Below are 22,974 nucleotides of genomic sequence, written 5' to 3'. Positions count from 1 at the left end.
ACACCTCCTTAAACTTCAAGTTTTCCGCTCATTAGGCGTGGTAAAAGCAAATCTCTTTGCTTTGTAAGTAAATCATTTTGACAATTCAAGTCATCCATAATATCTATCATAGGCTGAACTTTTTCAGCAAACGCTTCAATCAGTTCAGCTATTGGTAATAGAATTTTCTTGTTTAACAGTACATTTGGTTTTAAATGCAATACGTTTGCTCCATTCGCAAACTGAGAAAAATATTTGGAATAAAATCCGTATCGGCACATGCAATAAAAGAATACATTTGGCACTTTCAGGTTTACTTTAACAAGGTCTGCAGAAATAACAGATGTTCCTGAGAGCTGTGGGATTAGTGCAACAGAACCTACAGTTCTTCTATCCTGTGTCATATCTGTTACGCCAAGGATTAAATCCCCAGCTACGACAATTTGCGAGTCTTTGTATTTGCCATTATATTGCTTTGTACCATCACGTCTAAAACCACCATATGACTGAACATTTTTTAAATTAATTAGGTTAATGCCATCATCACAGTTTATCTCATCTGAAGAATATGAAATGCCTCTATCAAACGAAGCAATGTCACCTAACTGAACATAACTCCAAGATGATGGAATATCCTCGATAAAGTGTTCATTTTCATATCCCGGAAAACGGAATCTAACAAACCATTCCTTATATAGATTCTCTGCCATTTGCTCCAACAACTTGATACGCTTGTTGTTGTTTTCGATTAATAGTTCATATTGATCAAGTATTTTAGCAATCTTCTTTTGTGATGTTATATGCGGAAGCCAAATTCTAATTTTTTTGAATGTTGAATGTGGTAAATCTGGCTGAGCTGAACCAGAAGCTATGCTATTCGCAAAATTTCTTATACTATTAAGACTTAGATACCAGTATAAATAACCTTTATCTAGTTTCTCTTCGCTATTAGGAATAACGCGGAAACAGTTATTATGAACAACACCTTGTTGCTTTCGAAAAACTAATCCAACTTGACCAGTTCTTGTATAAATGATATCATCTTCAGACGCAATAAATCTTTTAGGAGTGTTCTCACTCATAAATATAACCTTTGACTTTGTGGGCATATCAGCAATTCTTAACAAAGCAAGAGGCGTCTCTTCTTTAGACACAAGATAATTGCTTTTTGCATTAATCGCCATTCCTTGCTTTAATTCTACTAAATTACCCAATTGAATATACCTCATCTCACTCACCCAACAATTCCTTCAAATTATTTTCAATGAGTTCTTCAAGTTTTCTTGCCTCGACACTTAAAGAAATAAATGCAGAATTAAGGGAGAGCATTTCTTCCTTAAACTCTTCCTGTGTTAAACCATCGTCTTCAATAACCACACCAACATAACGTCCTGCATTAAGGGAGTAGTCCTGATCGATAATTCCATCCTCTCCATCCATCGGTGCAGCTTTGCAAAGACCTATAACATCAGCATATACACCGTCTGGAAATCTTTCTGTTAACCAGTCAATCTGTGACTGCCAATATACTTTTGTGAGAACTTCTTTGTCATCAGAAGTTTCCGGTGCATTAGCAAGCTCAGTTTTATACTCATCAATCAAATCAACAAGAGCCTGTGTATCTCCATGATAAAGCTTTGTAATAACGCCAAGATTCTTAATCTGCTCATCAGAGAACTTTCTGTGTGCTCTGTCTACCTGTGTGAACACATTTCTTGCATCAATAAATAAGATTTCATTTTTCTTATTACTGTTTGGCTTCTGCTTATCAAAGAACCACAGAGTCGCAGGAAGGGTAACTGATGAAAACATATTAGAAGGAAGAGTTACCATCTGAGAGATGATGCTCTCTTCAATCATTTTCTTTCTGATTTCATATTCTGAACCGGATGCATCAGATGCAGAATTAGCCATAACAAGTGCTGCTTTACCATGCTCATTTAAGGCAGTCGCAAAGTAACCTATCCACAAATAGTTTGCGTTTGGTACAGTTTCTTTCTTATCAGATTTTTTCTTTGTTGATTTGCTCTTGTTTCTTGGCACTCCATATGTATTGAAACGAGCATCGTCAGAAACCTTATCAACAACAACTTCATCTACATTAAAGGGCGGATTCGCCATTACATAATCAAATTGCCCGAATGCATTATATGGATCAGAATAAAATGAGTTAGCTTGCGTAATGTCACCACGAACATTATTAAGAAGAAGGTTCATCTTAGCGAGTTTTACAGTGTCCGGTTCTTTCTCAACACCATAGCAACGGAACTTCATTTGCTCGCTTTCACTGGCGTTGTGATTATGCATGTATCGTGCGGCCTGTACGAACATACCTCCGGAACCGCAGGCCGGATCTAAGAACTTCTTTTCACCCGGCTGTGGATTTAAAACTTCTACCATATATCTAACAACAGTTGCAGGGGTATAGAATGTTCCTCCATCCTTACCTTCTGCAAGTGCGAAGTTACCTAAGAAATATTCATAGATTTCACCGAAGATATCGATTGTACTGTTTTCCGGAATATCTTTGAAAATACGTACGATATTAGAGAGAAGCTCCGGCTCTTCTTCCGGTACTAACTGTGCGTAAACTTCTTTTGGAAGTACACCATTCATTTTAGGATTCTCATCTTCAATGGCTTCCATAGCTTTTTTTACAAGAGTAGCCTTGTTTGCATCGTCCGGTGCATTGTTAATGAAGTCGTAGTAAGCACACTCAGGGAGATAGAAGCCACATTTCTCGATAGAGATTTCTTTGATGGACTTTTCCATACGACTGCCTTTGAGACGATTGTATTCTGCTTTAATTTTTTCCTTGTGTTGTTTATATAAGATATCCGCATATCGAAGGAAAATAAGTCCCAAGATAGGCTGACCATATTTATTTGCAGCTAAATGTGCACTCGCACGAAGCACATCGGCTGAGTGCCATAGCGTATCTTTCAGTTTTTTTAACTCTTTATCTGTCATAGCAGTAATGCTCCTTTATTTTTCAATTTTATAATCAATCCATGCTTCCTCGATTGTTTCATAAGGAATATTGTTCTTAAGGCAAAAAGCATTAATGCTCTTCATTGCTCTTAAGTTTGGCTTTGCATATCCTGATTCTCAATGATTCAATGTAGAAAAAGTCACACCGATCTTATCGGCAAAATCCTGTTGTGTCAGAAATGAGCGCTATCTGATTTTTTTATTTCTTCAGGGAAACTCATACGCATCTCCTTTTCGTTTTTCACTTATTAATATAGTTTTATTATACCACATAAATATGAAATTTCCTAGTACCCAGTCCTTCAAGATATTATTCTTGTTTATAAGTAAAGTAAATTTATTTTTAATAATTAAAAAGATATACTTATGAATATATTGAATGACTTTTAGAGGAGGCAACCGTCTCCTCTATTTATAGTTAATAAAAAAAATTGTATTACAAAATATCCAACCATGTTAGATTAAAATAATATTAATGGTACTTTTTAAGTGGCGGATATAGATAATAATAGAATTCCCAGACAATCATCCTGATTTTACATTCAGGACAGAAAAAGGGATTCATTCCAAAAGTTATGTACATCTGTCTCTGATAGAATGAATATTTTAATACGACAATATTTTTCTTAAGAGGCTGCATAGCCTTTTTAAGTTTATCGGAAATATATATTGAATAAAAGCCGTACCTGTTTACCATTTTAAAGTTTTTAGGAGGCAGGTGAATGAGAATCTGTGAGATAAATTTTTCAGCAGACATTGTAATGAAAGTTTTCTTTTTATTGTTAGCTAAATCATTGAAAAAGAAAGTAACTTTATCATCATCAATTTCAGTAATCTTGTATTCGGCAACAGGAGAACGGTCGAGATATCTTCCAAGATATATGATAATATCCTTTGTGCTGTTGATGTCACTGTCACCGACATTAAAGAAGAATCTTTTGTTTTCTTTGTAAAGTTTTGAAACAGTGTCCAAGGCTTTCATTTTAATTTTACTGTCATTATATTCTCCATTCTGAATAATTTTGAGGACATGATACTTCCATTGACCGGCAATAGTATCCACATTAAAATGTCTCATTTTTCTGAAATCAAAATTTTTAGTAAATCCTCCCAGAGAAACAATGGCATGGATATGTGGATTCCATTTAAGATCCCTTCCGAAGGTATGTATAATTGAAATGAGCCCGTAGTGTACGATGTCAGAGTCAGTGAAATATTTTTTGGAAAATTTTGATATTTTATTTTTTCTCAGATTTTTCTTACTGATATTATGGAAGGTGAACTTAAAGATTTCATTAACGGCGGCAGAAAGCTTTGAGAGTAGGTTTCTGTCATAGAAGAAAAATTGTCTGCATTCTTTAGGTATAGTAAAGAGTACATGCCGATGTTCAATATTCAGAATGAGTTTCATAATATTATGAGACCAGATACTGGAATATTTGAAACCACATGAAGAACAAAGTTTAGACTTACAAGTAAGAGGGAACTTGTGGATAATAGGACAGATAGAGCCTATATACCAATTAAAAAATGGAAAAACAAACAAAAAATGTCATGAATTGTCAATTAAATGTCGTTATTTGCTATTCAACAAATTTTATTTTTCTGATAAAATTATTTCATAAATTGGAAATGAAGGGCGTATTGATGTTCTGATAAATAATGCGGGGTACGGTTCTTATGGTGCGATAGAAGATGTTGAAATAAGTGAAGCGAAAATGCAGTTTGAGGTGAATTTATTTGGGTTAGCTAGATTGGTTCAATTAGTGCTTCCACATATGAGAAAACAAAAATCAGGTAGAATTATAAATGTTTCTTCGATGGGAGGAAGATTGACAACTTATTTTGGAGCATGGTACCATGCAACTAAATATGCACTTGAGGTATTCAGTGATGCGTTACGTATGGAAGTGGCTGATTTTGGAATAGATGTTTCACTTATTGAGCCAGGTGGAATAAAAACTGAATGGGGAATTATTGCTGCAGATAAACTGGCAAATTCTGCAAAAAGTGGAGCGTATGAAAAAGAAGCATTGAAGACAGCCGAAGGGATGAAAAAGCAATATTCAGGAAATATGCTTTCTAACCCACTTTTTTTGCGGCACTTTCTTCAAAAAATGGACTTGAAGGCTTAAAAAGATTGGCAAAATATAAAAAATTAATAGGGCCTGTGCTTTTGGAAATTAAAGAGTTTGAAGAAATAGTTCAAGTGCAGTATTTTTTTGAACAAAGGGAAAAGGAATTGCCACGTTTTGCAGTTTTAAATGAACAGCTTATGCTAATAAATTTATTGAATAAAGGAATTGGTAAGAAAATATCTCCAGTAAGTGTTACAAGTCCTTTTGAGTATGGGGAATTATTGATAAAGGAGATAAATGCTACGATAAATAAAGCAAAGCAAAATGAAATAATTTTTAGTATGAAAGATTTGAAAAAGCCATTTTTGATGGCGAATAATATAATGGTGGAATATTTGGAACCGCAATTGAAACAGAAACTGTCAGAAATGGAACGTGAGACATTTGAAACTTTTTCAGCTTATTCCGAGTGGACAGTTTGGATTGGAAAATGTAGCAGAAGAGTTTGGGATAAGTGGAAGGACTCTTCAAAGAAATCTGTCAGCAGAAAATACCAGTTTCAATCAGCTGGTGAAAGATATTCAGAAAATAATGGCTTTCAATTATTTGGAAGCAAAGGAACTTTCAATTGATGAAATAGCTTATTTGGTTGGATATACGGAACTTTCGTCCTTCTATCGGGCATTTAAAAAATGGACTGGGAAAACGGTTTCGCAGTATCAGAAAGAGAAGTAATAGATATTAAAATACGTTATAAAACCGACGTATTTTTTTTGTCGCATTTTTGACGAAATTATGGTATAATTTTTTCAGGAGGATTTAAAGGTATGAAAGAAAATAGAGAATTAGAATTAAAATTAATAATAACAAATACTTTTTTAAAAACAGTGAGTGCTTTTGCTAATTATGGTTCAGGTAGAATAATTTTTGGAATTGATGATAATGGAAAAGTTGTAGGGATAGATGATTTGGATGAGACGTGTTTAAATCTTGAAAATAAAATAAATGATAATATTGTACCAAAACCTAATTTTAGTTTTATAAAAAATAATAGGGATAGAACTATAACACTTGTAGTTAAAGAGGGACTTGATAAACCGTATTTATACAAAGGAAAAGCCTATAAAAGAAATGATACATCAACTATTGAAGTTGATAGGTTAGAATTGAATAGACTTACTTTGGAAGGAATGAACAGATATTTTGAAGAGTTACGATCAAATGATCAAGATTTAAAATTTGAAGTATTGAAAAAAGAATTAAAGGAAAAACTTGCAATTGAAAATTTCTCTATAGATTTACTTAAAACATTGAGTTTGTATAATGATAAAGAAGGTTATAATAATGCTGCGGCACTTGTAGCAGATAGGAATTCATTTTCAGGAATAGATATTGCGAGATTTGGTAAGGATATAAATGAGATTCTTGACCGAAATACATTTATCAATATGTCTATTTTTTCTCAATTTCATAAAACTATAGAAGTATTTGAAAGATACTATAAGTATGAAGAAATACGGGGGTTTGAAAGAATTGAAAAAGAACTAATACCAGAAAAAGCTTTCAGAGAAGTGATTGCAAATGCGATAATTCATAGAACTTGGGATATAAATTCAAATATAAGAATATCAATGTTTGAGAATAGAATTGAAGTTGTTTCTCCAGGAGGATTACCTTCGGGAATAACTGAAAAAGAATATTTAAACGGACAAATTTCACAACTTAGAAATCCTATTTTAGGAAATGTTTTTTTTAGATTGAAGTATATAGAAATGTTTGGAACAGGAATAAGAAGAATAAATGAAATTTACAGAAATTATAGCACAAAACCTATTTATGAAATTAATGAAAACTCAATAAAAATCACACTTTTTACAATTTTTAATAAAATATTTTTGTCTAAAGATGAAAAAATTGTATTTGAAACATTAAAAGATGGAAATATTTTATCGAATAAAGAAATAACAGAAATAACAGGATTTAAAAAGGACAAAAATTTGAAATTATTGAAATCTTTGGTTGAGAAAAAATATATTGTAACTATTGGAAATGGAAGAGGAACTAAGTATCATAAAAACTAAAAAAACTACAAAAAACCGATGTAAATATTTTTGTCGTATATATAAAGTATAAATTTTTATTAATCAGATTATATTCTAATCAAAAAAAAGAATAGTGATGTAAAATAATATAAAATCGAAAAATATATTAAGAAAGGTGCTGATTTTTATGAAAACAATTGTAATTCTTTTGTCATTAGCTTTAGGAAATTTGAGCTTTTCATTTGGACTTGGTTATCCTCAGATTACAGTTGAAAAGGGATATTGTGAAGGAGGAAAGGTTATAAGAAGGTATACGATGGGAGAAGAGGTACACGGAGGAGGAGGTACGAGAACTGTTATGAATTTCAAATTATGTAGAATTAATGGATTAAGATGTAGAAATATAAGAGTAACAATACTTGGATATTATAAAAATTCAACTTTATCTATGAACGAAGGGGGCAATATAGCAATAGATTATGATAAGAGAATTATATTTTATGATCCAGCAGGTCTTTAATTTTTATGTAAAGTTTATATTTAGTAAAAAATAATTGAAAAATGAAAAAGCTATTTCATAAAATAACCCTTATGAGATAGCTTTTAATTCAATGAAATCTATTTTTAAAAATTTCAAATCTTACAATTTTCTAAATTTTTTATACATCTTGATTCACTTTCGGAATACTCTTCATTTCGCCTTTCAAAACAATCACAGATACAACAAAAGCTATGAAATCTGCTATTGGGAATGCGAACATAATTCCATCAATACCCATAAAATGTGGTAAAATTATTAGTAATGGTAAAAGTGATATAATTTGTCTTACAAGTGACAAAAAGGCTCCTTTTGAGGCCCTTCCAATTGATGTTAAAAACATTGTAATAGCACCTTGAATACCATTTAGGAATATGAAGAATAAAAATACTCGCATATATTTTGTTCCGTATTGAAAGTAGAGTTTGCTTCCGTTACCGAAGACAGAAATTATTTGAACAGGGAAAAGTTCGGCGATTGCAAATGCCACTAAAGAAATAATAAAAGCCACTTTTAGAGATAATTTTAAAATTTCTCGAACCCTTGTATATTTTTTTGCTCCATAATTAAATCCAGCAATAGGCTGTGCTCCTTGCGTTAATCCCAATAAAATCGCTATAAATATGACATTTATTTTCATAACAATTCCAGCAACGGCAATAGGAATTTCACTTCCATAAATAGATTTCGCACCATAAATTTTCAATAAATTATTTGTCACAATTTGAACAATTAGTGCAGAACATTGGAAAATCAAAGGCGATGTTCCCAACATAAACAAAATCCAAATTTCTCGAATTTTTATCTTAAAATCCTTCAATTCAAATTTTACGCTTTTAAATCTGAAAAAATATAATCCTAGCATAATTGCCGAGATAAATTGCCCAATTACAGTCGCCCAAGCGGCACCGTCCATTCCCATATTAAATCCAAACATAAACAGCGGATCAAGAATCGTATTTGTAATAGCTCCAATAACTATCGCAAGCATTGAATAAAAGGAATTTCCATCAGCTCTAACCATAGGATTTGCTCCTATCGAGAATAATAAAAACGGTATTCCAAGAGATGTAATTTGAGTATATTCAATCGCATAATCAAAAATTTGATTAGTAGCCCCAAAGGCCGCCAACATTGGTCTTAAAAAAATATTAATTAATATGCACAAAATGACACCACTTAAAAGTAACATTGTAGCCGCAGTTCCAGCCACGCTTTTTGCCCTTTTCGGACGCTTTCTTCCCAATTCCAAATTAAAATTAGTCGCAGCTCCAACTCCAGTCATAAGTCCAATCGCAAGACAAATTGTCGTAAGCGGAAAAGCCACATTCGTAGCTGCATTCCCAAGAAACCCAATTTTTTGCCCAATAAAAATCTGATCCACAACATTGTAAAGAGCATTAACCAAGTTAGCAATAATAGCAGGAACCGCAAGTGAAATCAGCAATTTTCCAACAGGTTCTGTACCAAATTTAGTTTTTCGCTCATTTATTGCTTTCGTTTTTCCCATTTTTCCTTCCTTTCCAAAATTTTTAAATATGATAAAATTATCTCTAATAAAAGAGAAAAATATTTTTTGTAACAAGAAAACTGAGAAAAAATCCCAGTTTTAAGCCATCATATTAGTATGGTAAAAAATAATATCTTAAGAGTATTTTACTACATTTGGTAAAGGTTTTCAAATTTTTTTATTTAATTCTGAATATTATGGTAGATTTTAGAATAAAAGAATTTATTGTAGAATAAACTGACTTTAAAAATAAAAAAAATTGATATAAAATATGTAGATTTTTTGTCAAAAATATTGTACAATAAGTAGAGGTGATTAGTATGATAGCTACAAATTATTCAAATGTGAGAAATAATTTAAAAAAATATTGTGATAAGGCAACTGATGATTATGAAACAGTCATTATAACAAGAAAAAACGACAAAAATGTGGTACTGATGAGTGAAGAGGAATATAACAATTTGATGGAAAATCTTTACATTATGTCAAATAAGAAATATTATAATGAACTGTTAAAAAGTAAAGCGGAAGCGGAAGCGGGGAATGTACAAATACATGATATAATTGAGGTGGAATAATGAATTTAACATGGACAGATATTGCATGGGGGCAATATGAAGAATGGCAGAAACAGGATAAAAAAATAGTCAAAAAAATAAATGAAATAATAAAAGACATCAAAAGGAATGGCAATGAAAGAATAGGAAAGCCTGAGCCTTTAAAGCATGAACTGAGTGGATACTGGAGCAGAAGAATTACAGATAAGCACAGATTTATATATAAACTGACAGAAACAAGTATAGTAGTTATTGCCTGTGCAAATCATTATGAATAATGGGAATTACGAAAAATAAAGGTATGATTAAAAAACAGACTTCTTTAAAATTGAGAGAAAATCTTAATTTAAGTGGTCTTTTTTTTGTCTTTTTGAAATTTATATAACAAAATTTGTAAATATTATTGTGTAGAGTCATTTTTAAGAAAAATTCTATTTAAAGAAAATTTATGAAAAAAATATGGGAAATATTTGGTTTGAAATTGTAAAAAAGACAGCCAAAAATATTTTAATATATTTTTTACTCTGTCATATATAGATTTCTATTTGAATTATACAATTTTATTTGGTATACTATAAATGTAAAAAATTTTAAAAAATAATATAAATTTGATAAGTGAGGGATTCAAATGAAAAATTCATTTAAATCAAATGATGAATTGAAAGAGGAAGAAGTATTAAAAATGATTGATGATACAAGTAAACTTGTAGCTAAAAAAAATGTTAATATTCTTGCTCAGGGGGCAGTTGCTGCTCAAAGTAGTAATGCACTTGCGAATAAAGTAGAATTTTGGAAGTGGATGGATAGAAATTATGCGGGATCAGGAATTTTTTCTAGTAATAATTCGATGCAGGAATATATTTCACAAGGAGCTGGAAAAGAGGAATGGGTTGTGAAACAACTTCAAGGAAAAGGTTATGAATGGGATTGGATGGCACAGCAAAGAAATAATATAAAAAATTTATTTAATAGATATGATGCTGGAGATGTAGCAAATAGAGCTGCGAGCGATGTTACTGAAATGAATATATTTACAGGAAAATCAACTGAATATCAGATGAAAGCCTATACAGGAAAATCGAACCCTCATTTAAAAAATACACCTACAGATATGACAGTTGTAACAAATGCAGAAAAAGTAAGTGTCGTACAAAAAAATGGTTATGAAAGTGTAGAAAGTTATCAAGATAACCAATTAATAAAAAAATCTACTGATAGTCGTTTAGAGGAAATAAAAAATGGAAGTGCAGAACCAGTTTATAATTTTAAAAATGTTGGTGGAACTATGGCAAAGGCTGGATTGGTAGGTTGTGTAATCGGTATGGGTACAGAAGCTGTTTTTTCTTATAAAGCGTGGAAAAAAGGTCAAATAAGTGACGAAGAATATTTGAAAGAAGTTCTTAAAGCTGGAGGAGATGCTGGGGTTACAGCTGGAGTAACTTCGGGAATTATGATTCCTGTAGCGGCGGCTATTACAGCAGCAGGAGTGTCTACAGTAGTAACTATTCCTATTGCCATTGTAGTAGGGGGAATTGTAAATAAAGTAGTTGCACCTTGTTTTGGAAGAGGGGAATATAGAAAAATTTTATCACAAGCTAAATATTATCAAAATTTAGAAAATGTATACGATAATTTGCTGATAAGTATGGAAAATGCTTCAAATCAGTACTATAATTTTGTTTCAGGTATGAAAAATCAACATAAAGTAAACAATTTAATGAAAGAGAAAAGTTTAGAATTAAATATCGAATTAAAAAAATTATATGATAAAATATAAAAGATAGATAGGAGAATTGAAAATGAATGAGTTAATACCAATAGAAGATATGAATTATCTTGCACAACAATCACAAGGGAAAATAAACATGATTTTATCAGGAATGACAGCATTGATGAATGATACAGAAGATAAAACAGAAAAGATGGAGAAACAAAATTGGTTTCAAAGAATGGTAAAAACTGTAACAGGTAAAAATAGAGCAACAAGAGAAGAAATAAAACAGAATCATGATAAATTAAATGCCTATATGTCACAAGCAATAGCTGAATTATATAATAGAAACTGTATTGATAGTCAAGTAATGATAAGTTTAGGAACACAGTTGAATGAACTTTATGCAGAACACTTGCAATTAAAACAAATGTTGGGAGCTTTTGTAGTAAAATTAAATGAAAAAATAGACAGTGTAGATAATTTTCACATGTTAAATACTGAAATTGAACAAGGTATTTATTCTGATAATGAAAAAATAATTGCAATATGTAAAATAATGTCACAATTTGATAACAGAATAATGGAAGAACCTAGAAAACTTGATATTTTAAGAAGAAGTATGGAAAAACAGGAAATTATTACAGAAGATGAAGTTTTATTGACAGATTATTTAATGGATATTATGAATATTTCAGTAGATGAAATAGGAAAAATATATCTTGAATTATCAACAATTAGAAATGATTTCTTTGCTAATTTGATTTTAGGAGTAATTGAAGACTATCATTTTCTTCCAGATATGCAAAGAAAAATGATGAAAAAGGAAAAAATAATAGGAAACCTTATTCAAAGAGAAGGATTGGATGATACTATTACGTTATCTATAAATGAAGTTTATGATAATTTTATAAATAGTAAAATTGAAGTAAAAGAAGGATTAATACCTATTGAATCAATTCAAAATCAAAGAGGAAATCAAATAAGTTATAATAATAACGATAATTTAGAAATGAAAAGGGCAGAACAATTATTTCTTAATTGTAAATTTGAAGAAGCATTTGAATTATTTAAGAGACTTGCTGAGGGTGGTAATGGAAGAGCAATGTACTTTTTAGGTGAATTTTATGTTCAACCATATGGAAAAATAAAGAAAGATAATGAAAAAGGAAAAGAATGGAGAATAAAAGGTAAGGAAGCAGGAGATGTTTTAGCAGCTTTAAATGTAGCTTATTCTTTACCTAAAGATTCAGATGAAAGAAATAGAATTTTTTTTGAATTATTTGAGGATGTTTTAAAATTAGCTAAAGACGGAGATATTTTTGCTCAGAATGAATTGGCAGATATGTATTTGTATGGCCATGGAATAGAACAGGATGAAGAAGAAGGTGTAAAATGGTTGAAAAAATCGGCTGAGGCGGGATATTGGAGATCAATGAATAGCTTAGGAAATGTATGCTATAACCAAGGAAGTTATGAAGAATCAGTAGAATGGTATAAAAAAAGTTTTGGTAAAGGTTATGATTGGGGAGAATATAATTTAGCAAAATGTTATTATAATGGAAACGGAGTACCTCAAAATTATTTGAAAGCTTTAGAATTATACAAAGAAGTTTATGATTTAGAAAATTCTGCTTCTGGTTCAGCTGCAAATGCAATAGGAATTATACATTACAATGAAAAAAATGATTTAGAAGCTATAGAGTGGTTCAAAAAAGGAATAGAAAAAGCTTACAATTGGGCTTATTATAATTTAGCAGAATGTTATTACAATGGATATGGAGTAAAAAAAGATAAAAATAAAGCTTATGAATTATATAGAAAGGCTGCTGAGTTAGGTATTGAAAAAGCTACATTTATTATTAATAATTGGTATTAAAAAAATTAAGTTATTTAAGTTATTGAACAAAAAAATTTGTTATAGAAAGGAATAAAATTATACCTACAAAAAAATTAGAAAAATTATTGAAAAATTAGGGAATTAGGGTATGCAAAAATTTTTATTATGGCTAAAAAGAAAATTGACAACGAAATTTTTAAAACACTGATTGAGGATTACAATATTAAAGATACTAATGATATTAAGGATATGCTTAAGGATTTGCTTTCGGGTACTATTCAAACTATGCTTGAAGCTGAAATTGAGCATGAACTGGGGTATGCTAAACATTCTATGAAAGATAAGACTACTTCTAATGCTAGAAATGGACATTCCAAGAAAACTGTTAGAAGTGAGTATGGCAATATTGACTTAGATATTCCTAGAGATAGAAATGCTGAGTTTGAGCCTCAAATCATCCCTAAATATCAAAGAGAAATTACTGGCATTGAAGGACAGATTCTTTCTCTTTATGCTAAAGGAATGAGCAACAGAGATATCGAGGACCATCTTAATAATCTTTATGGAATTGATGAGTATACCTAAGCTTAAAGGAAGCAACAAAGAAATGGACTGGAAGAATACCGGGCTGGGGAGAAATATATTCTCAGTTAAGTATTTATTTTGAAGGAAGAATTTAAAAACAGGATGATAAAACTACCATCCTGTACCATATATTATATTTTGAGTTTACACAAAATTATGGACACACTCCTTAAACTATTTAATTTGTAATTCATTTAAAATGTCTTTCCATTCTTCATATTTATCTTTATTTTCTTCTTTCAGTTTTTTCTTGAATTTTTCTATGTCAATATTATTATTTTTTAAACTATCAGTTATCTCTTTAATTGTAGGATTTATTTCTTTCCAATCTAATTCCAATATATTTAAATTTACAATATATTGGATGTTTGCTTTTATGATATTATTTTCTCTTAAAGTCTTAATATATTCAATCAATTTTGTATTTTCATCTTCATTTTTATGGAATCGAAATAAATATTCTTTCAATAAACTATCTAAATTTGGATTTCTTTGATTAAAAATTTCTTCTATATCAACTATAAAATCATATTTTTCTATAGTGTGCCATGTATCACCTTTAAATTCTTTTTCTGCCTCTTTGAGTGCATTGAGTAATGATTCTAAATCATTTTTAAATTTAAAGTTTATAATTCCAAGTTTTATATTGTACATCAAAATGTTGTATTTTGAAATTGAAGAAGTTTCATTATAAATTTCCAGAATAAATTCTAGAATTTTATAGATTTCTTGTTTATTTTTATGTTGATTAAATTTTTCAAATATTTTTTCTTTTGATAGATTATTGTCCTCATTTAATTTAGCAATCTCTCCAAGCTCTTTTAGAGAAATTAGATTTAACCTAAGTAAAAATTTACAAATCAATGTAATTAATGAATATTTATCAATAGAAGAATTATCACAATTATTTGATTTATTATTAATTTTTTCAATAAAAGTTGTTATATCGTCTGGATATAATTTATAATTTAATTCAAATTGAATATACAATTGAATGAAATCATATTTACTTATTCTATTATCTCTTATAAAAAAATCTAAAATTTGTTTTTTTTCATCTTCTGAAAATTTAAAAATTTTAGCAGTTTCTAAATATTCTTCAATTAATATATTTTCACTGTTATTAATAGATTTTCCAGTAATAAAATTTTTAATATTTTGATATTTTGAAAAATAATTTTGCGTTTTAGATTTTTTATAATTTAAAACTTCATTAGCGCATGAGTCAATAAATTGATAGTATCTTTCAAAATTAATTTCTGGGTTATCTTTATAGATAAATATATTGTTTAGAAGTGATTTTATTTTAGGATCTATCTCTAAATTTTCCCAAGATTCAGGTAATAATAATTCAAATATTTCAAATAATACAAATATTTTTTTATAAATTTCTTTATTTTCAATAGTCTTATCTATATTTATATTACTTATATTTTTTACAAGTCTTTCAATATTACGGAATGTTTGCTTCAAGAGATAAGTTTCCTTTTGTTTTTTTTGTTCCTTTTGTTCTCCTTTTTCAACTTCTAAATTGAAAACAACTAGATAATGTTTTTGAATAGCTTGTTCACATTGTTTTATAATTTTTTGTAAATCTTTATCTTTACAAAAATATTCAATTAGTTCTTCTCCATTTACTTTTTGAAGATAAAATTTTTTATCAAAATATTTTTCTAAATAATCTTCCCCTTCTTTTTTTTCTGTATGGTTTTGTATCTTTTTGTTTAATTTGTTATAAGATGATAAAGTAATAAGCCCTATTTTTTTACCTAATTCAATATTTATTTCTCCAATGAAATTAAGTATTTCTTGGATATCTTCTCCTTTTTCAATTCTATCTAAATCATCTAAAACTATAACAATTCTTTTATCTAATTTACACATTTTCTTTACGATTTCTTCTATAGTTTCATTATAATTTTTTTCTATTTGATTTAGTGTTATTCCCTTAATTTCGATACCAAAATATTTTGTTAAATTTGAAATAGATGTATTAAATATTCCACTTTTAATAAATACTTTATTTAATTCAGTCAAAAAAACTTTCCTAAATTCTTCCCTAGTTTGAAAATATGGGGCTTTTATATAAATAAATTCATAATTTCTTTCATATATTCTCATAAATTCTTTTATAAAAAATGTTTTTCCATTTCCCCATTCATCATCTATAATAATGGAATCTAATGTATTATCCAAAATATTCTTTAATTTTTCTAAATCTTGATTTCTACTGTCTATCAAACCTGATTTATCTTGATTATCAGTATCAATTTTTTTATATTTCTTTATATAATTTACTATGAAACCACAAAACAGAGTTATAAATAGAATAAGATAAATAACAATTGGTGGTGGTACAACACCTTTTACTTCGTTATGATATATTGTTTTGTATACTAAATATGCCAAATTTTTTATCTGATTAAATATTTTAAATTTATATATAAATATTTGAAAAAATATTATAGAAAAAGAATATGTTAAATAATTATATAAATATTTTTCTATTTTAAGTTTCTTTTTCAATATTATAATAGTAAAAGGAAGAATTAATAAAAATAAAATTATCCAATTACTGAAAACGATAACATTTTTTTTATCTTTTAAAATTTCGTTTACAAAAAAAGCTATTGGAATATTTATTAAGATCCATTCAAATAGTTTTTTTAATGTAATTTTTATTTTCTTCTGCATAGTTGTTTGTACACACTCCTTTATTTATATTTTTTAATATTTAAGTTCTTTATTTTTCAATATATATTTTATTATAGCATATAATAATGGAAAAAAGAAAATAAGATAAAAAGTAAAAAAAATAATAAAATTTGTAAACACAAATACTCTTGTTTTTTTACAAAAAATGTGGTACTCTTATAATATAAAAATTAATTTTATAATAAATACAATTATGTAATTATAGTTGTATGAAATGGAAAGGATGAAAAAGATGAAAAAATATGATGCAATAATAATTGGATTTGGAAAAGGTGGAAAAACTTTGGCAGGATTTTTGGCTGGGAAAGGTCAAAATGTGGCTTTGGTTGAGAAATCGGATAAGATGTATGGAGGAACTTGTATAAATATTGGATGTATTCCTACGAAAAAGCTTGTTGATAGTACAAAAGTTCTTAAAAATAAAGGGTTAAATGGCATTGAAGAAAAAGAAAGATTTTATGAAGAAAGTATAAATAATAAAAATAAATTGATTGGTGCATTGCGTGGAAAAAATTATGAAATGCTGGCTACAAAGGAAAATATTGATATTTATGATGGATTTGGAAGTTTTGCTTCAAAAAATGTGGTTAATATTGAAAGTAATGGGGAAAATGTTCAGATTGAAGGGGAAAAGATATTTATAAATACAGGTTCGACTACAATAATTCCTGGTATAAAAGGACTTAAAGAAAGTAATCACATTTATACAAGCACTTCAATTATGGAATTAAAGGAACTTCCTAAAAAATTGACCATTTTGGGAGCAGGGTACATTGGACTGGAATTTGCTTCGATGTATGCTGATTTTGGGTCAGAAGTTACAGTGATTGATTTGGCACAAAGACTTATGCCTAGAGAAGATGAAGAAATTGCTGATAGAGCAAGGGCTATATTTGAGGCAAAAGGGATTAAATTTTTACTGGAATCAAAAATTGAGGAAATTATTGATAAAAACGGAAAAGGATATGTGCAAATTTCACAGGGAGCAGACAAGAGCGAAATTGAATCAGACGCAATTCTTGTGGCAATTGGAAGAAAGCCTAATACAGAAGGTCTTAATTTAGAAGCGGCAGGAGTAAAAACCGACGAAAAAGGTGCGGTTGTAGTTGATGAAGCATTGAAAACAACAGCTGATAACATTTGGGCAATGGGAGATGTGAAAGGCGGACTTCAATTTACATATATTTCTCTTGATGACTTTAGAATAATAAGAGATAATCTTTATAGTGGAGGAAACAGAACGATAAACGACAGAAATGTAATTCCATACAGCGTATTTGTAAATCCGCCATTATCAAGAGTTGGAATGACTGAAAGCGAAGCGATTGCCAAAGGATATGAAGTAAAAACAGGAAGACTTGAAGCAATGGCAATTCCAAAAGCAAAAATAGAAGGTGTAACAGATGGACTGCTTAAAGCAGTTATAGATGCAAAAACAGATAAAATACTGGGATGTACTTTACTATGTAACACTTCCCACGAAATGATAAACATTGTTGCAGCGGCCATGAAAGCTGAACAAAAATACACATTCCTAAAAGATATGATATTTACTCATCCGACAATGAGCGAGGCTTTGAATGATTTATTTGGAAGTGTGAAATAAATTGAAAGAGTTGATTTTTCTTATGTTTTAAATTTATTGATGTTTTATAGTTTATTTAAATTATTTTTTATTTTCATAAATTACAATATTGAAATTAAGGGGATTTTAGAAAAAATAACATTTGAAATTGTATAAAAATTTTGATACAATAAATTTAGATTATTTTGTGCTAGTTTTTTTTATTTCTTAAATTATAAAAAATAAAAAGAAAAAGAAGAAAAAAGTAGAAAAGGAGGAGATATTAAAAGTATGGAATTTTATAATTTTAATTATTTAGAAAACCAAAAATTTGTAACGGATAAATTTTTTCTTGTTGTAATTATTTTAGTAATAGCGTTTATATTATTTGCATTTTGGAAATGGTTTAAAGGAAGTATTTCGCTTAGAGATAAACAGCTTAGTTTGCTTGGATTGATGTTTATTTTCTTATTTGCATTATATCATTATGATAATTATAGAGCGAAAAATAATGAAGAAAAAGTTTATAAAAATTCAGCGAGTGTAATTAAAAAATTGTCTGAAAAGTTTAAAGTTAATGAAAATGATATTTTTATAAATACGCCTGAAATAACAGAAGATACTGTTTATAAGATAAAAGATAAATTTTACCAAATTCACTGGGTAGGAAACAATATATTAGTTGAACAAATGACAGTTCCTTATGTGGATGAAGTTAAGATGCTTAAAGAATAATGGCATTTGAATAGAAATAAAAAATATAAAAGAAAGGAAGATGATGTAATTTTGGATTTTATAATTCTTGTTGCAATAAAACTTACAATTGGATTTATTGCATTAGTTTTATTCATGAATTTAAATGGACGAAGTCAATTGGCACCAACATCAACAGAAGATCAAATAGGTAATTATGTCCTTGGGGGAATTATCGGTGGTGTAATTTATAGTCCAAATATATCAATAATTCAATTTTTAATAGTTCTTTTAATATGGGGACTTCTAATGACAGTAACTGATTTTTTAAAAAATACAAATAAAAGCGTAAAAAAAATGATAGATGGACAAGTTGTGTACTTAATAAGAGATGGAAAAATGCTGACAGAAAATTTTGCACAAGCGACACTTTCAATTCCTGATTTTTACACAAAGTTGAGAACAAAAGGTGTTACGCAAATATCAGATATAGAAGAAGCTTTTATGGAATCAAATGGACAACTTATTGTTATAAAAAAAGGTGAAGGCGGTTATTCAAATTTATTGGTTTCTGAAGGGAATATACAAGAGGATAACTTGAAACATATTGGAAAAGATGATAATTGGTTGAAGGAAGAATTGGAAAAATATAACATTACTGATTTTAGTGAACTTTTCATTGTTGAATATAGCGGTGATGGAAAACTTTTTATTGTGAAAAAATAGAAAAATTTTAAGAGAGAAAAATACTTAAATGGCGATATGGTTTGCTAGTTGAGTATTTTTTATTTGCTTTGTTAAAAAATTTTAAATTTATTTGACAATGATTAACTTGTTTGGTAAAATTTTTATGGATGTAAAATTTATTTTTTAGTTTAAATTAAAAATCTAAATTTAAATTTTAAATTTATAAAAATTTATAATTTTGGAGGTGGATGTTTTGAACGAGGAAGTCCCGGAAGAGAGATTTGAAAATTTAAATAATTTAAAATTTATGAATTTATGCAAATATGGATAAAGGGAATATCTTCGTATTGTTATTCTCCTGATTTTATTTGCATATAAAGTTAAAAAGTTAAAAAATTGAAAATGCAAAAGAGAAAGGAGATTGGAGATTAATGATGGAAAACAACATTATTCAAAAACTTATAGATGAAAAAAAATATTTTGAAATTAGAAAATATTTAAATGATTTAAACATTGTGGAAGTTTCAGAACTGCTGAATCAGTTTGAGTCTTCTGAACTAATAATGATTTTTCGGCTACTTTCTAAAAATAGGGCAGCTGATGTATTTTCGTATCTGGACAGTGAACATCAGGAAATGATTATTAAAACTATGACAGATGTGGAAACTAAAAATATATTTGATGAGCTGTATTTTGACGATATTGTCGATATTATCGAAGAAATGCCATCGAATGTAGTAAAAAAAATATTAAAGAATACTGATGCAAAAGACAGACACACAATAAATCTTTTGTTAAAATATCCTGAAAATTCAGCTGGAAGCATTATGACAACTGAATATATGGACTTAAAAAAGGATATGACAGCTTCTTCTGCAATTTTTAAAATTAGGGATGTTATGGAAGATATGGCAAATGTCTATACCTGCTATGTGATTGATGAAGGTAGGAGGCTGGAAGGAGTAATTTCCCTAAAAGAGCTTATTACGAGCGAGGATGATGAGCCAATTCAAAATCTTATGAATAAAAATGTAATAAGTGTTCATGTAAATGATGATCAGGAAAAGGTTGCAGAAATAATAAAAAAATATAATCTTATCGTACTTCCTGTGACTGATGATGAAAATAGACTTTTAGGAATCATTACGATTGATGATGTAATGGATGTTGTGGAACAGGAAGCGACAGAGGATTTTCATAGAATGGCTGGGATTTCGCCTGTGGAGGAGTCTTATTTAAAAACAAGCGCCTTTACAATGGCAAGACAAAGAATTAGCTGGCTTATTGTGCTTATGATTTCTGCTACATTTACTGGAAGAATTATAAGCAAATATGAAGATGTGCTGCAGTCTGTAGTTATACTTTCTTCATTTATTCCAATGCTGATGGACACTGGAGGAAATGCAGGCGCACAGTCTTCGACAATTGTAGTCCGTGCTTTGGCATTGGGGGAAGTTGATACAAAAGATACTTTTAAAATATTAAAAAAAGAATTTCTTATTTCATTTATAGTAGCTGTTGTTTTGGCGGCAATAAATTTTTTAAGAATTATAACTTTGACAAAAACACCTTTAAATGTTGCAATGACAGTTTCAGTAACTTTAATTTTTGTAGTTATAATTTCTAAAATAATAGGTGCTTTTTTACCAGTTATCGCTAAAACTTTTAAAATGGATCCGGCAATAATGGCAGGGCCTTTAATAACAACGATTTTAGATGCGCTTACTCTTACTATTTACTTTAGATTTGCAACTATGTTTTTAAGTAATGTTATAAAGTAAATATTTTTATAAAATTTAAGAATATAAAAATTGATTGTCTAATCGAAGTTATATGGCAACTAATATAAGAAAAATGAGGTGAGAAAAAAATGAAAAAAATAAAAAGAATAATTGAAGATCTTTTGAAAGAAAAAAAATATTTTGAAATAAAAAAAGAATTAGATAAATTAAATGCAGTTGAAATTTCTGATGTGATAAATTTATTTAAACTGCCAGAGCTTGTAATAATGATTTTTAGACTTTTAAAAAAAGATAAAGCGGCGGATGTGTTTTCATATTTGGATAGTGAACATCAGGAAATGATTATTCACGCTTCAACTGATGTTGAAACACGAGAAATATTTGATGAACTGTATTTTGACGATATTGTTGACATTATCGAGGAAATGCCGTCGGATATTGTAAAAAAAATCTTGAAAAATACGGATAGAAAAGATAGACATTTGATAAACCAGCTTCTAAAATATCCAGATAATTCAGCTGGAAGCATTATGACGACTGAATATGTGGATTTTCAGAAAAATATGACAGTTCAAGAGGCGATAGGACAGCTTAAAAAAACTGGGAAAGACAAGGAAAATATTTATACTTGCTATGTTACGGACAAAAAAGGGAAATTGGAAGGTGTGCTTTCACTAAAGGAATTGATTTCTAAAAAGGACAATACTGTAATTGAAAATATTATGAATACAAATTTTGTAAGTGTAAATACACATGATGATCAGGAAAAAGTTGCAGATTTATTTAAAAAGTACGATTTTATCGTTATGCCAGTTGTTGACCATGAAAATAGGCTTTTGGGAATAATTACGGTGGATGATGTTCTGGATGTTGTGGATCAGGAAGTTACGGAAGATTTTCACAAAATGGCTGGAATTACTTCACCTACCGATGATTCCTATTTAAAAACAAGCATCTTTACGATGGCAAAGCAAAGAATCGGATGGCTTGCAGTTCTTATGATTTCCGACACAATTTCTGGAAATATAATACAAGGTTATGAAAAAGTTCTGGCAAAGTCAATAATTTTAACAGCATTTATCCCAATGCTTATGTCAAGCGGAGGAAATGTTGGTTCACAATCTTCAACGGTTGTAATCCGTTCACTTGCACTTGGGGAAATTTCTCCAAAAGATGCCTTTAAAGTAATAAAAAAAGAATTTTCAATTGGAATAATGGTTTCAATAGTTTTGGCGCTGTTAAATTTTATAAGACTTATAACACTTGAAAAAACTAATTTTGTAATTGCTTTTGTCGTTTCATTGACACTTGTATTTACAGTAATTGTATCAAAACTGGTTGGAGCACTGCTTCCGCTTGGAGCAAAAATTGTGAAGGCCGATCCAGCAGTTATGGCAACACCTTTGATAACAACAATTTCAGATGCTGTGACACTTGTAATTTATTTTAATTTTGCTGCGATGTTCTTAAAACTTTAAAAAGTTCTGGAAATCGGGAAAATAAATAATTAAAAAATATAATTAAGTTTACAAAGCAAAAAAAATGTAGTATAATAAAAAAGCAAGTTTATTAGTATAATGCAATATAAAAATAAACATATTTTGAATTAATTAAAATAAAAATTAACTATTGATAAAGTGTGATAAATGTGCTATATTTAGATTGTAAGTATATTGTGAACTTATAAATAAAATTAACATTTTGAAAGTTGGTTTTATTACAAATTTATGAGAGGAAATAAA

Annotated in this window: 20 protein-coding genes; 15 read left to right on the top strand and 5 right to left on the bottom strand. The window is 28.9% G+C overall.

All coding sequences use genetic code 11. The features are described 5' to 3' along the window. Positions 1-8: 8 nt before the first annotated feature. The 3 genes from J5A73_RS05645 to J5A73_RS05635 all read right to left on the bottom strand — a co-directional run bounded on the left by J5A73_RS05645 (position 9) and on the right by J5A73_RS05635 (position 4,516). A complete protein-coding gene (locus J5A73_RS05645) occupies positions 9-1,208 on the bottom strand; it encodes a restriction endonuclease subunit S (RefSeq protein WP_256438662.1) in 1,200 nt (399 codons plus the stop codon). A gap of 1 nt (position 1,209) precedes the next feature. After that, positions 1,210-2,949 (bottom strand): class I SAM-dependent DNA methyltransferase, encoded by a 1,740-nt coding sequence (locus tag J5A73_RS05640; protein WP_211613772.1) that lies wholly within the window; start codon positions 2,947-2,949, stop codon positions 1,210-1,212. 493 nt (positions 2,950-3,442) lie between these two features. Then, the gene (locus J5A73_RS05635; RefSeq protein WP_256438630.1) at positions 3,443-4,516 is read right to left on the bottom strand and encodes a transposase; all 1,074 of its coding nucleotides are present in this window, start codon (positions 4,514-4,516) and stop codon (positions 3,443-3,445) included. A gap of 79 nt (positions 4,517-4,595) precedes the next feature. Between J5A73_RS05635 and J5A73_RS05630 the strand changes: the two genes are divergently transcribed. From J5A73_RS05630 to J5A73_RS05615, 5 genes are all read left to right on the top strand, one after another. Beyond that, positions 4,596-5,105, top strand: a complete 510-nt coding sequence (locus J5A73_RS05630) for an SDR family NAD(P)-dependent oxidoreductase (protein ID WP_371813427.1) — start codon at positions 4,596-4,598, stop codon at positions 5,103-5,105. A gap of 5 nt (positions 5,106-5,110) precedes the next feature. Beyond that, a complete protein-coding gene (locus J5A73_RS10455) occupies positions 5,111-5,680 on the top strand; it encodes a hypothetical protein (protein ID WP_249069501.1) in 570 nt (189 codons plus the stop codon). Then, entirely contained in the window at positions 5,586-5,783 is a 198-nt protein-coding gene (locus tag J5A73_RS05625) for an AraC family transcriptional regulator (RefSeq protein WP_249069479.1), read from the top strand. Before J5A73_RS10455 ends, J5A73_RS05625 begins: the two co-directional genes overlap by 95 nt. 92 nt (positions 5,784-5,875) lie before the next feature. Continuing rightward, the gene (locus tag J5A73_RS05620; RefSeq protein ID WP_211613768.1) at positions 5,876-7,129 is read left to right on the top strand and encodes an RNA-binding domain-containing protein; all 1,254 of its coding nucleotides are present in this window, start codon (positions 5,876-5,878) and stop codon (positions 7,127-7,129) included. 136 nt (positions 7,130-7,265) lie between these two features. Beyond that, positions 7,266-7,610, top strand: coding sequence for a hypothetical protein (locus J5A73_RS05615; RefSeq protein WP_211613766.1), 345 nt, complete (start codon positions 7,266-7,268; stop codon positions 7,608-7,610). A 139-nt stretch (positions 7,611-7,749) separates the two neighbouring features. Here the strand turns inward: J5A73_RS05615 and J5A73_RS05610 are convergent, their stop codons facing one another. Next, positions 7,750-9,138, bottom strand: a complete 1,389-nt coding sequence (locus J5A73_RS05610; protein WP_211613764.1) for an MATE family efflux transporter — start codon at positions 9,136-9,138, stop codon at positions 7,750-7,752. A gap of 320 nt (positions 9,139-9,458) precedes the next feature. On the opposite strand from J5A73_RS05610, the gene J5A73_RS05605 reads away from it, so the two are divergent. From J5A73_RS05605 to J5A73_RS05585, 5 genes are all read left to right on the top strand, one after another. Next, positions 9,459-9,716 (top strand): type II toxin-antitoxin system Phd/YefM family antitoxin, encoded by a 258-nt coding sequence (locus J5A73_RS05605; RefSeq protein ID WP_021766441.1) that lies wholly within the window; start codon positions 9,459-9,461, stop codon positions 9,714-9,716. After that, entirely contained in the window at positions 9,716-9,973 is a 258-nt protein-coding gene (locus J5A73_RS05600; RefSeq protein ID WP_211613762.1) for a Txe/YoeB family addiction module toxin, read from the top strand. The genes J5A73_RS05605 and J5A73_RS05600 overlap by 1 nt, the downstream gene beginning before the upstream one ends. Positions 9,974-10,323: 350 nt before the next feature. Further along, positions 10,324-11,472, top strand: coding sequence for a hypothetical protein (locus J5A73_RS05595; protein WP_211613760.1), 1,149 nt, complete (start codon positions 10,324-10,326; stop codon positions 11,470-11,472). Between the two features lie 22 nt (positions 11,473-11,494). Continuing rightward, the gene (locus J5A73_RS05590; protein ID WP_211613757.1) at positions 11,495-13,285 is read left to right on the top strand and encodes a tetratricopeptide repeat protein; all 1,791 of its coding nucleotides are present in this window, start codon (positions 11,495-11,497) and stop codon (positions 13,283-13,285) included. 126 nt (positions 13,286-13,411) lie between these two features. Next, complete coding sequence (locus J5A73_RS05585; protein WP_256438629.1) at positions 13,412-13,831, top strand: transposase; 420 nt, start codon at positions 13,412-13,414, stop codon at positions 13,829-13,831. A 174-nt stretch (positions 13,832-14,005) separates the two neighbouring features. Here the strand turns inward: J5A73_RS05585 and J5A73_RS05580 are convergent, their stop codons facing one another. Next, positions 14,006-16,240: a P-loop NTPase fold protein gene (locus J5A73_RS05580; protein WP_211613753.1), complete on the bottom strand. Its 2,235-nt coding sequence runs from the start codon at positions 16,238-16,240 to the stop codon at positions 14,006-14,008. A gap of 538 nt (positions 16,241-16,778) precedes the next feature. Here J5A73_RS05580 and J5A73_RS05575 point away from each other — a divergent pair. The 5 genes from J5A73_RS05575 to mgtE (J5A73_RS05555) all read left to right on the top strand — a co-directional run bounded on the left by J5A73_RS05575 (position 16,779) and on the right by mgtE (J5A73_RS05555) (position 22,710). After that, entirely contained in the window at positions 16,779-18,152 is a 1,374-nt protein-coding gene (locus J5A73_RS05575; protein ID WP_211613751.1) for an FAD-dependent oxidoreductase, read from the top strand. Positions 18,153-18,401: 249 nt separating this feature from the next. Continuing rightward, on the top strand, positions 18,402-18,845 hold the full coding sequence (locus J5A73_RS05570) for a DUF3290 family protein (protein WP_211613749.1): 444 nt from the start codon (positions 18,402-18,404) through the stop codon (positions 18,843-18,845). Positions 18,846-18,851: 6 nt separating this feature from the next. Continuing rightward, entirely contained in the window at positions 18,852-19,529 is a 678-nt protein-coding gene (locus J5A73_RS05565; RefSeq protein ID WP_249069159.1) for a DUF421 domain-containing protein, read from the top strand. Between the two features lie 395 nt (positions 19,530-19,924). Continuing rightward, a complete protein-coding gene (gene mgtE / locus J5A73_RS05560; RefSeq protein ID WP_211613747.1) occupies positions 19,925-21,271 on the top strand; it encodes a magnesium transporter in 1,347 nt (448 codons plus the stop codon). Between the two features lie 89 nt (positions 21,272-21,360). Beyond that, entirely contained in the window at positions 21,361-22,710 is a 1,350-nt protein-coding gene (mgtE, locus tag J5A73_RS05555) for a magnesium transporter (RefSeq protein WP_211613745.1), read from the top strand. Positions 22,711-22,974 lie beyond the last annotated feature (264 nt).

Origin of the sequence: Leptotrichia sp. oral taxon 218 (genome assembly GCF_018128225.1) — a bacterium.
Taxonomy (GTDB): domain Bacteria; phylum Fusobacteriota; class Fusobacteriia; order Fusobacteriales; family Leptotrichiaceae; genus Leptotrichia.
This window is presented reverse-complemented; position numbering and strand designations above follow the sequence as displayed.

Excerpts from the sequence above, each read along its gene's own strand:
- J5A73_RS05645 (WP_256438662.1), bottom strand. The coding sequence starts at position 1,208 with ATGAGGTATATTCAATTGGGTAATTTAGTAGAATTAAAGCAAGGAATG.
- J5A73_RS05640 (WP_211613772.1), bottom strand. The coding sequence starts at position 2,949 with ATGACAGATAAAGAGTTAAAAAAACTGAAAGATACGCTATGGCACTCA.
- J5A73_RS05620 (WP_211613768.1), top strand. The coding sequence starts at position 5,876 with ATGAAAGAAAATAGAGAATTAGAATTAAAATTAATAATAACAAATACT.
- J5A73_RS05610 (WP_211613764.1), bottom strand. The coding sequence starts at position 9,138 with ATGGGAAAAACGAAAGCAATAAATGAGCGAAAAACTAAATTTGGTACA.
- J5A73_RS05605 (WP_021766441.1), top strand. The coding sequence starts at position 9,459 with ATGATAGCTACAAATTATTCAAATGTGAGAAATAATTTAAAAAAATAT.
- J5A73_RS05600 (WP_211613762.1), top strand. The coding sequence starts at position 9,716 with ATGAATTTAACATGGACAGATATTGCATGGGGGCAATATGAAGAATGG.
- J5A73_RS05595 (WP_211613760.1), top strand. The coding sequence starts at position 10,324 with ATGAAAAATTCATTTAAATCAAATGATGAATTGAAAGAGGAAGAAGTA.
- J5A73_RS05590 (WP_211613757.1), top strand. The coding sequence starts at position 11,495 with ATGAATGAGTTAATACCAATAGAAGATATGAATTATCTTGCACAACAA.
- J5A73_RS05585 (WP_256438629.1), top strand. The coding sequence starts at position 13,412 with ATGGCTAAAAAGAAAATTGACAACGAAATTTTTAAAACACTGATTGAG.
- J5A73_RS05575 (WP_211613751.1), top strand. The coding sequence starts at position 16,779 with ATGAAAAAATATGATGCAATAATAATTGGATTTGGAAAAGGTGGAAAA.
- J5A73_RS05570 (WP_211613749.1), top strand. The coding sequence starts at position 18,402 with ATGGAATTTTATAATTTTAATTATTTAGAAAACCAAAAATTTGTAACG.
- mgtE (WP_211613747.1), top strand. The coding sequence starts at position 19,925 with ATGGAAAACAACATTATTCAAAAACTTATAGATGAAAAAAAATATTTT.
- mgtE (WP_211613745.1), top strand. The coding sequence starts at position 21,361 with ATGAAAAAAATAAAAAGAATAATTGAAGATCTTTTGAAAGAAAAAAAA.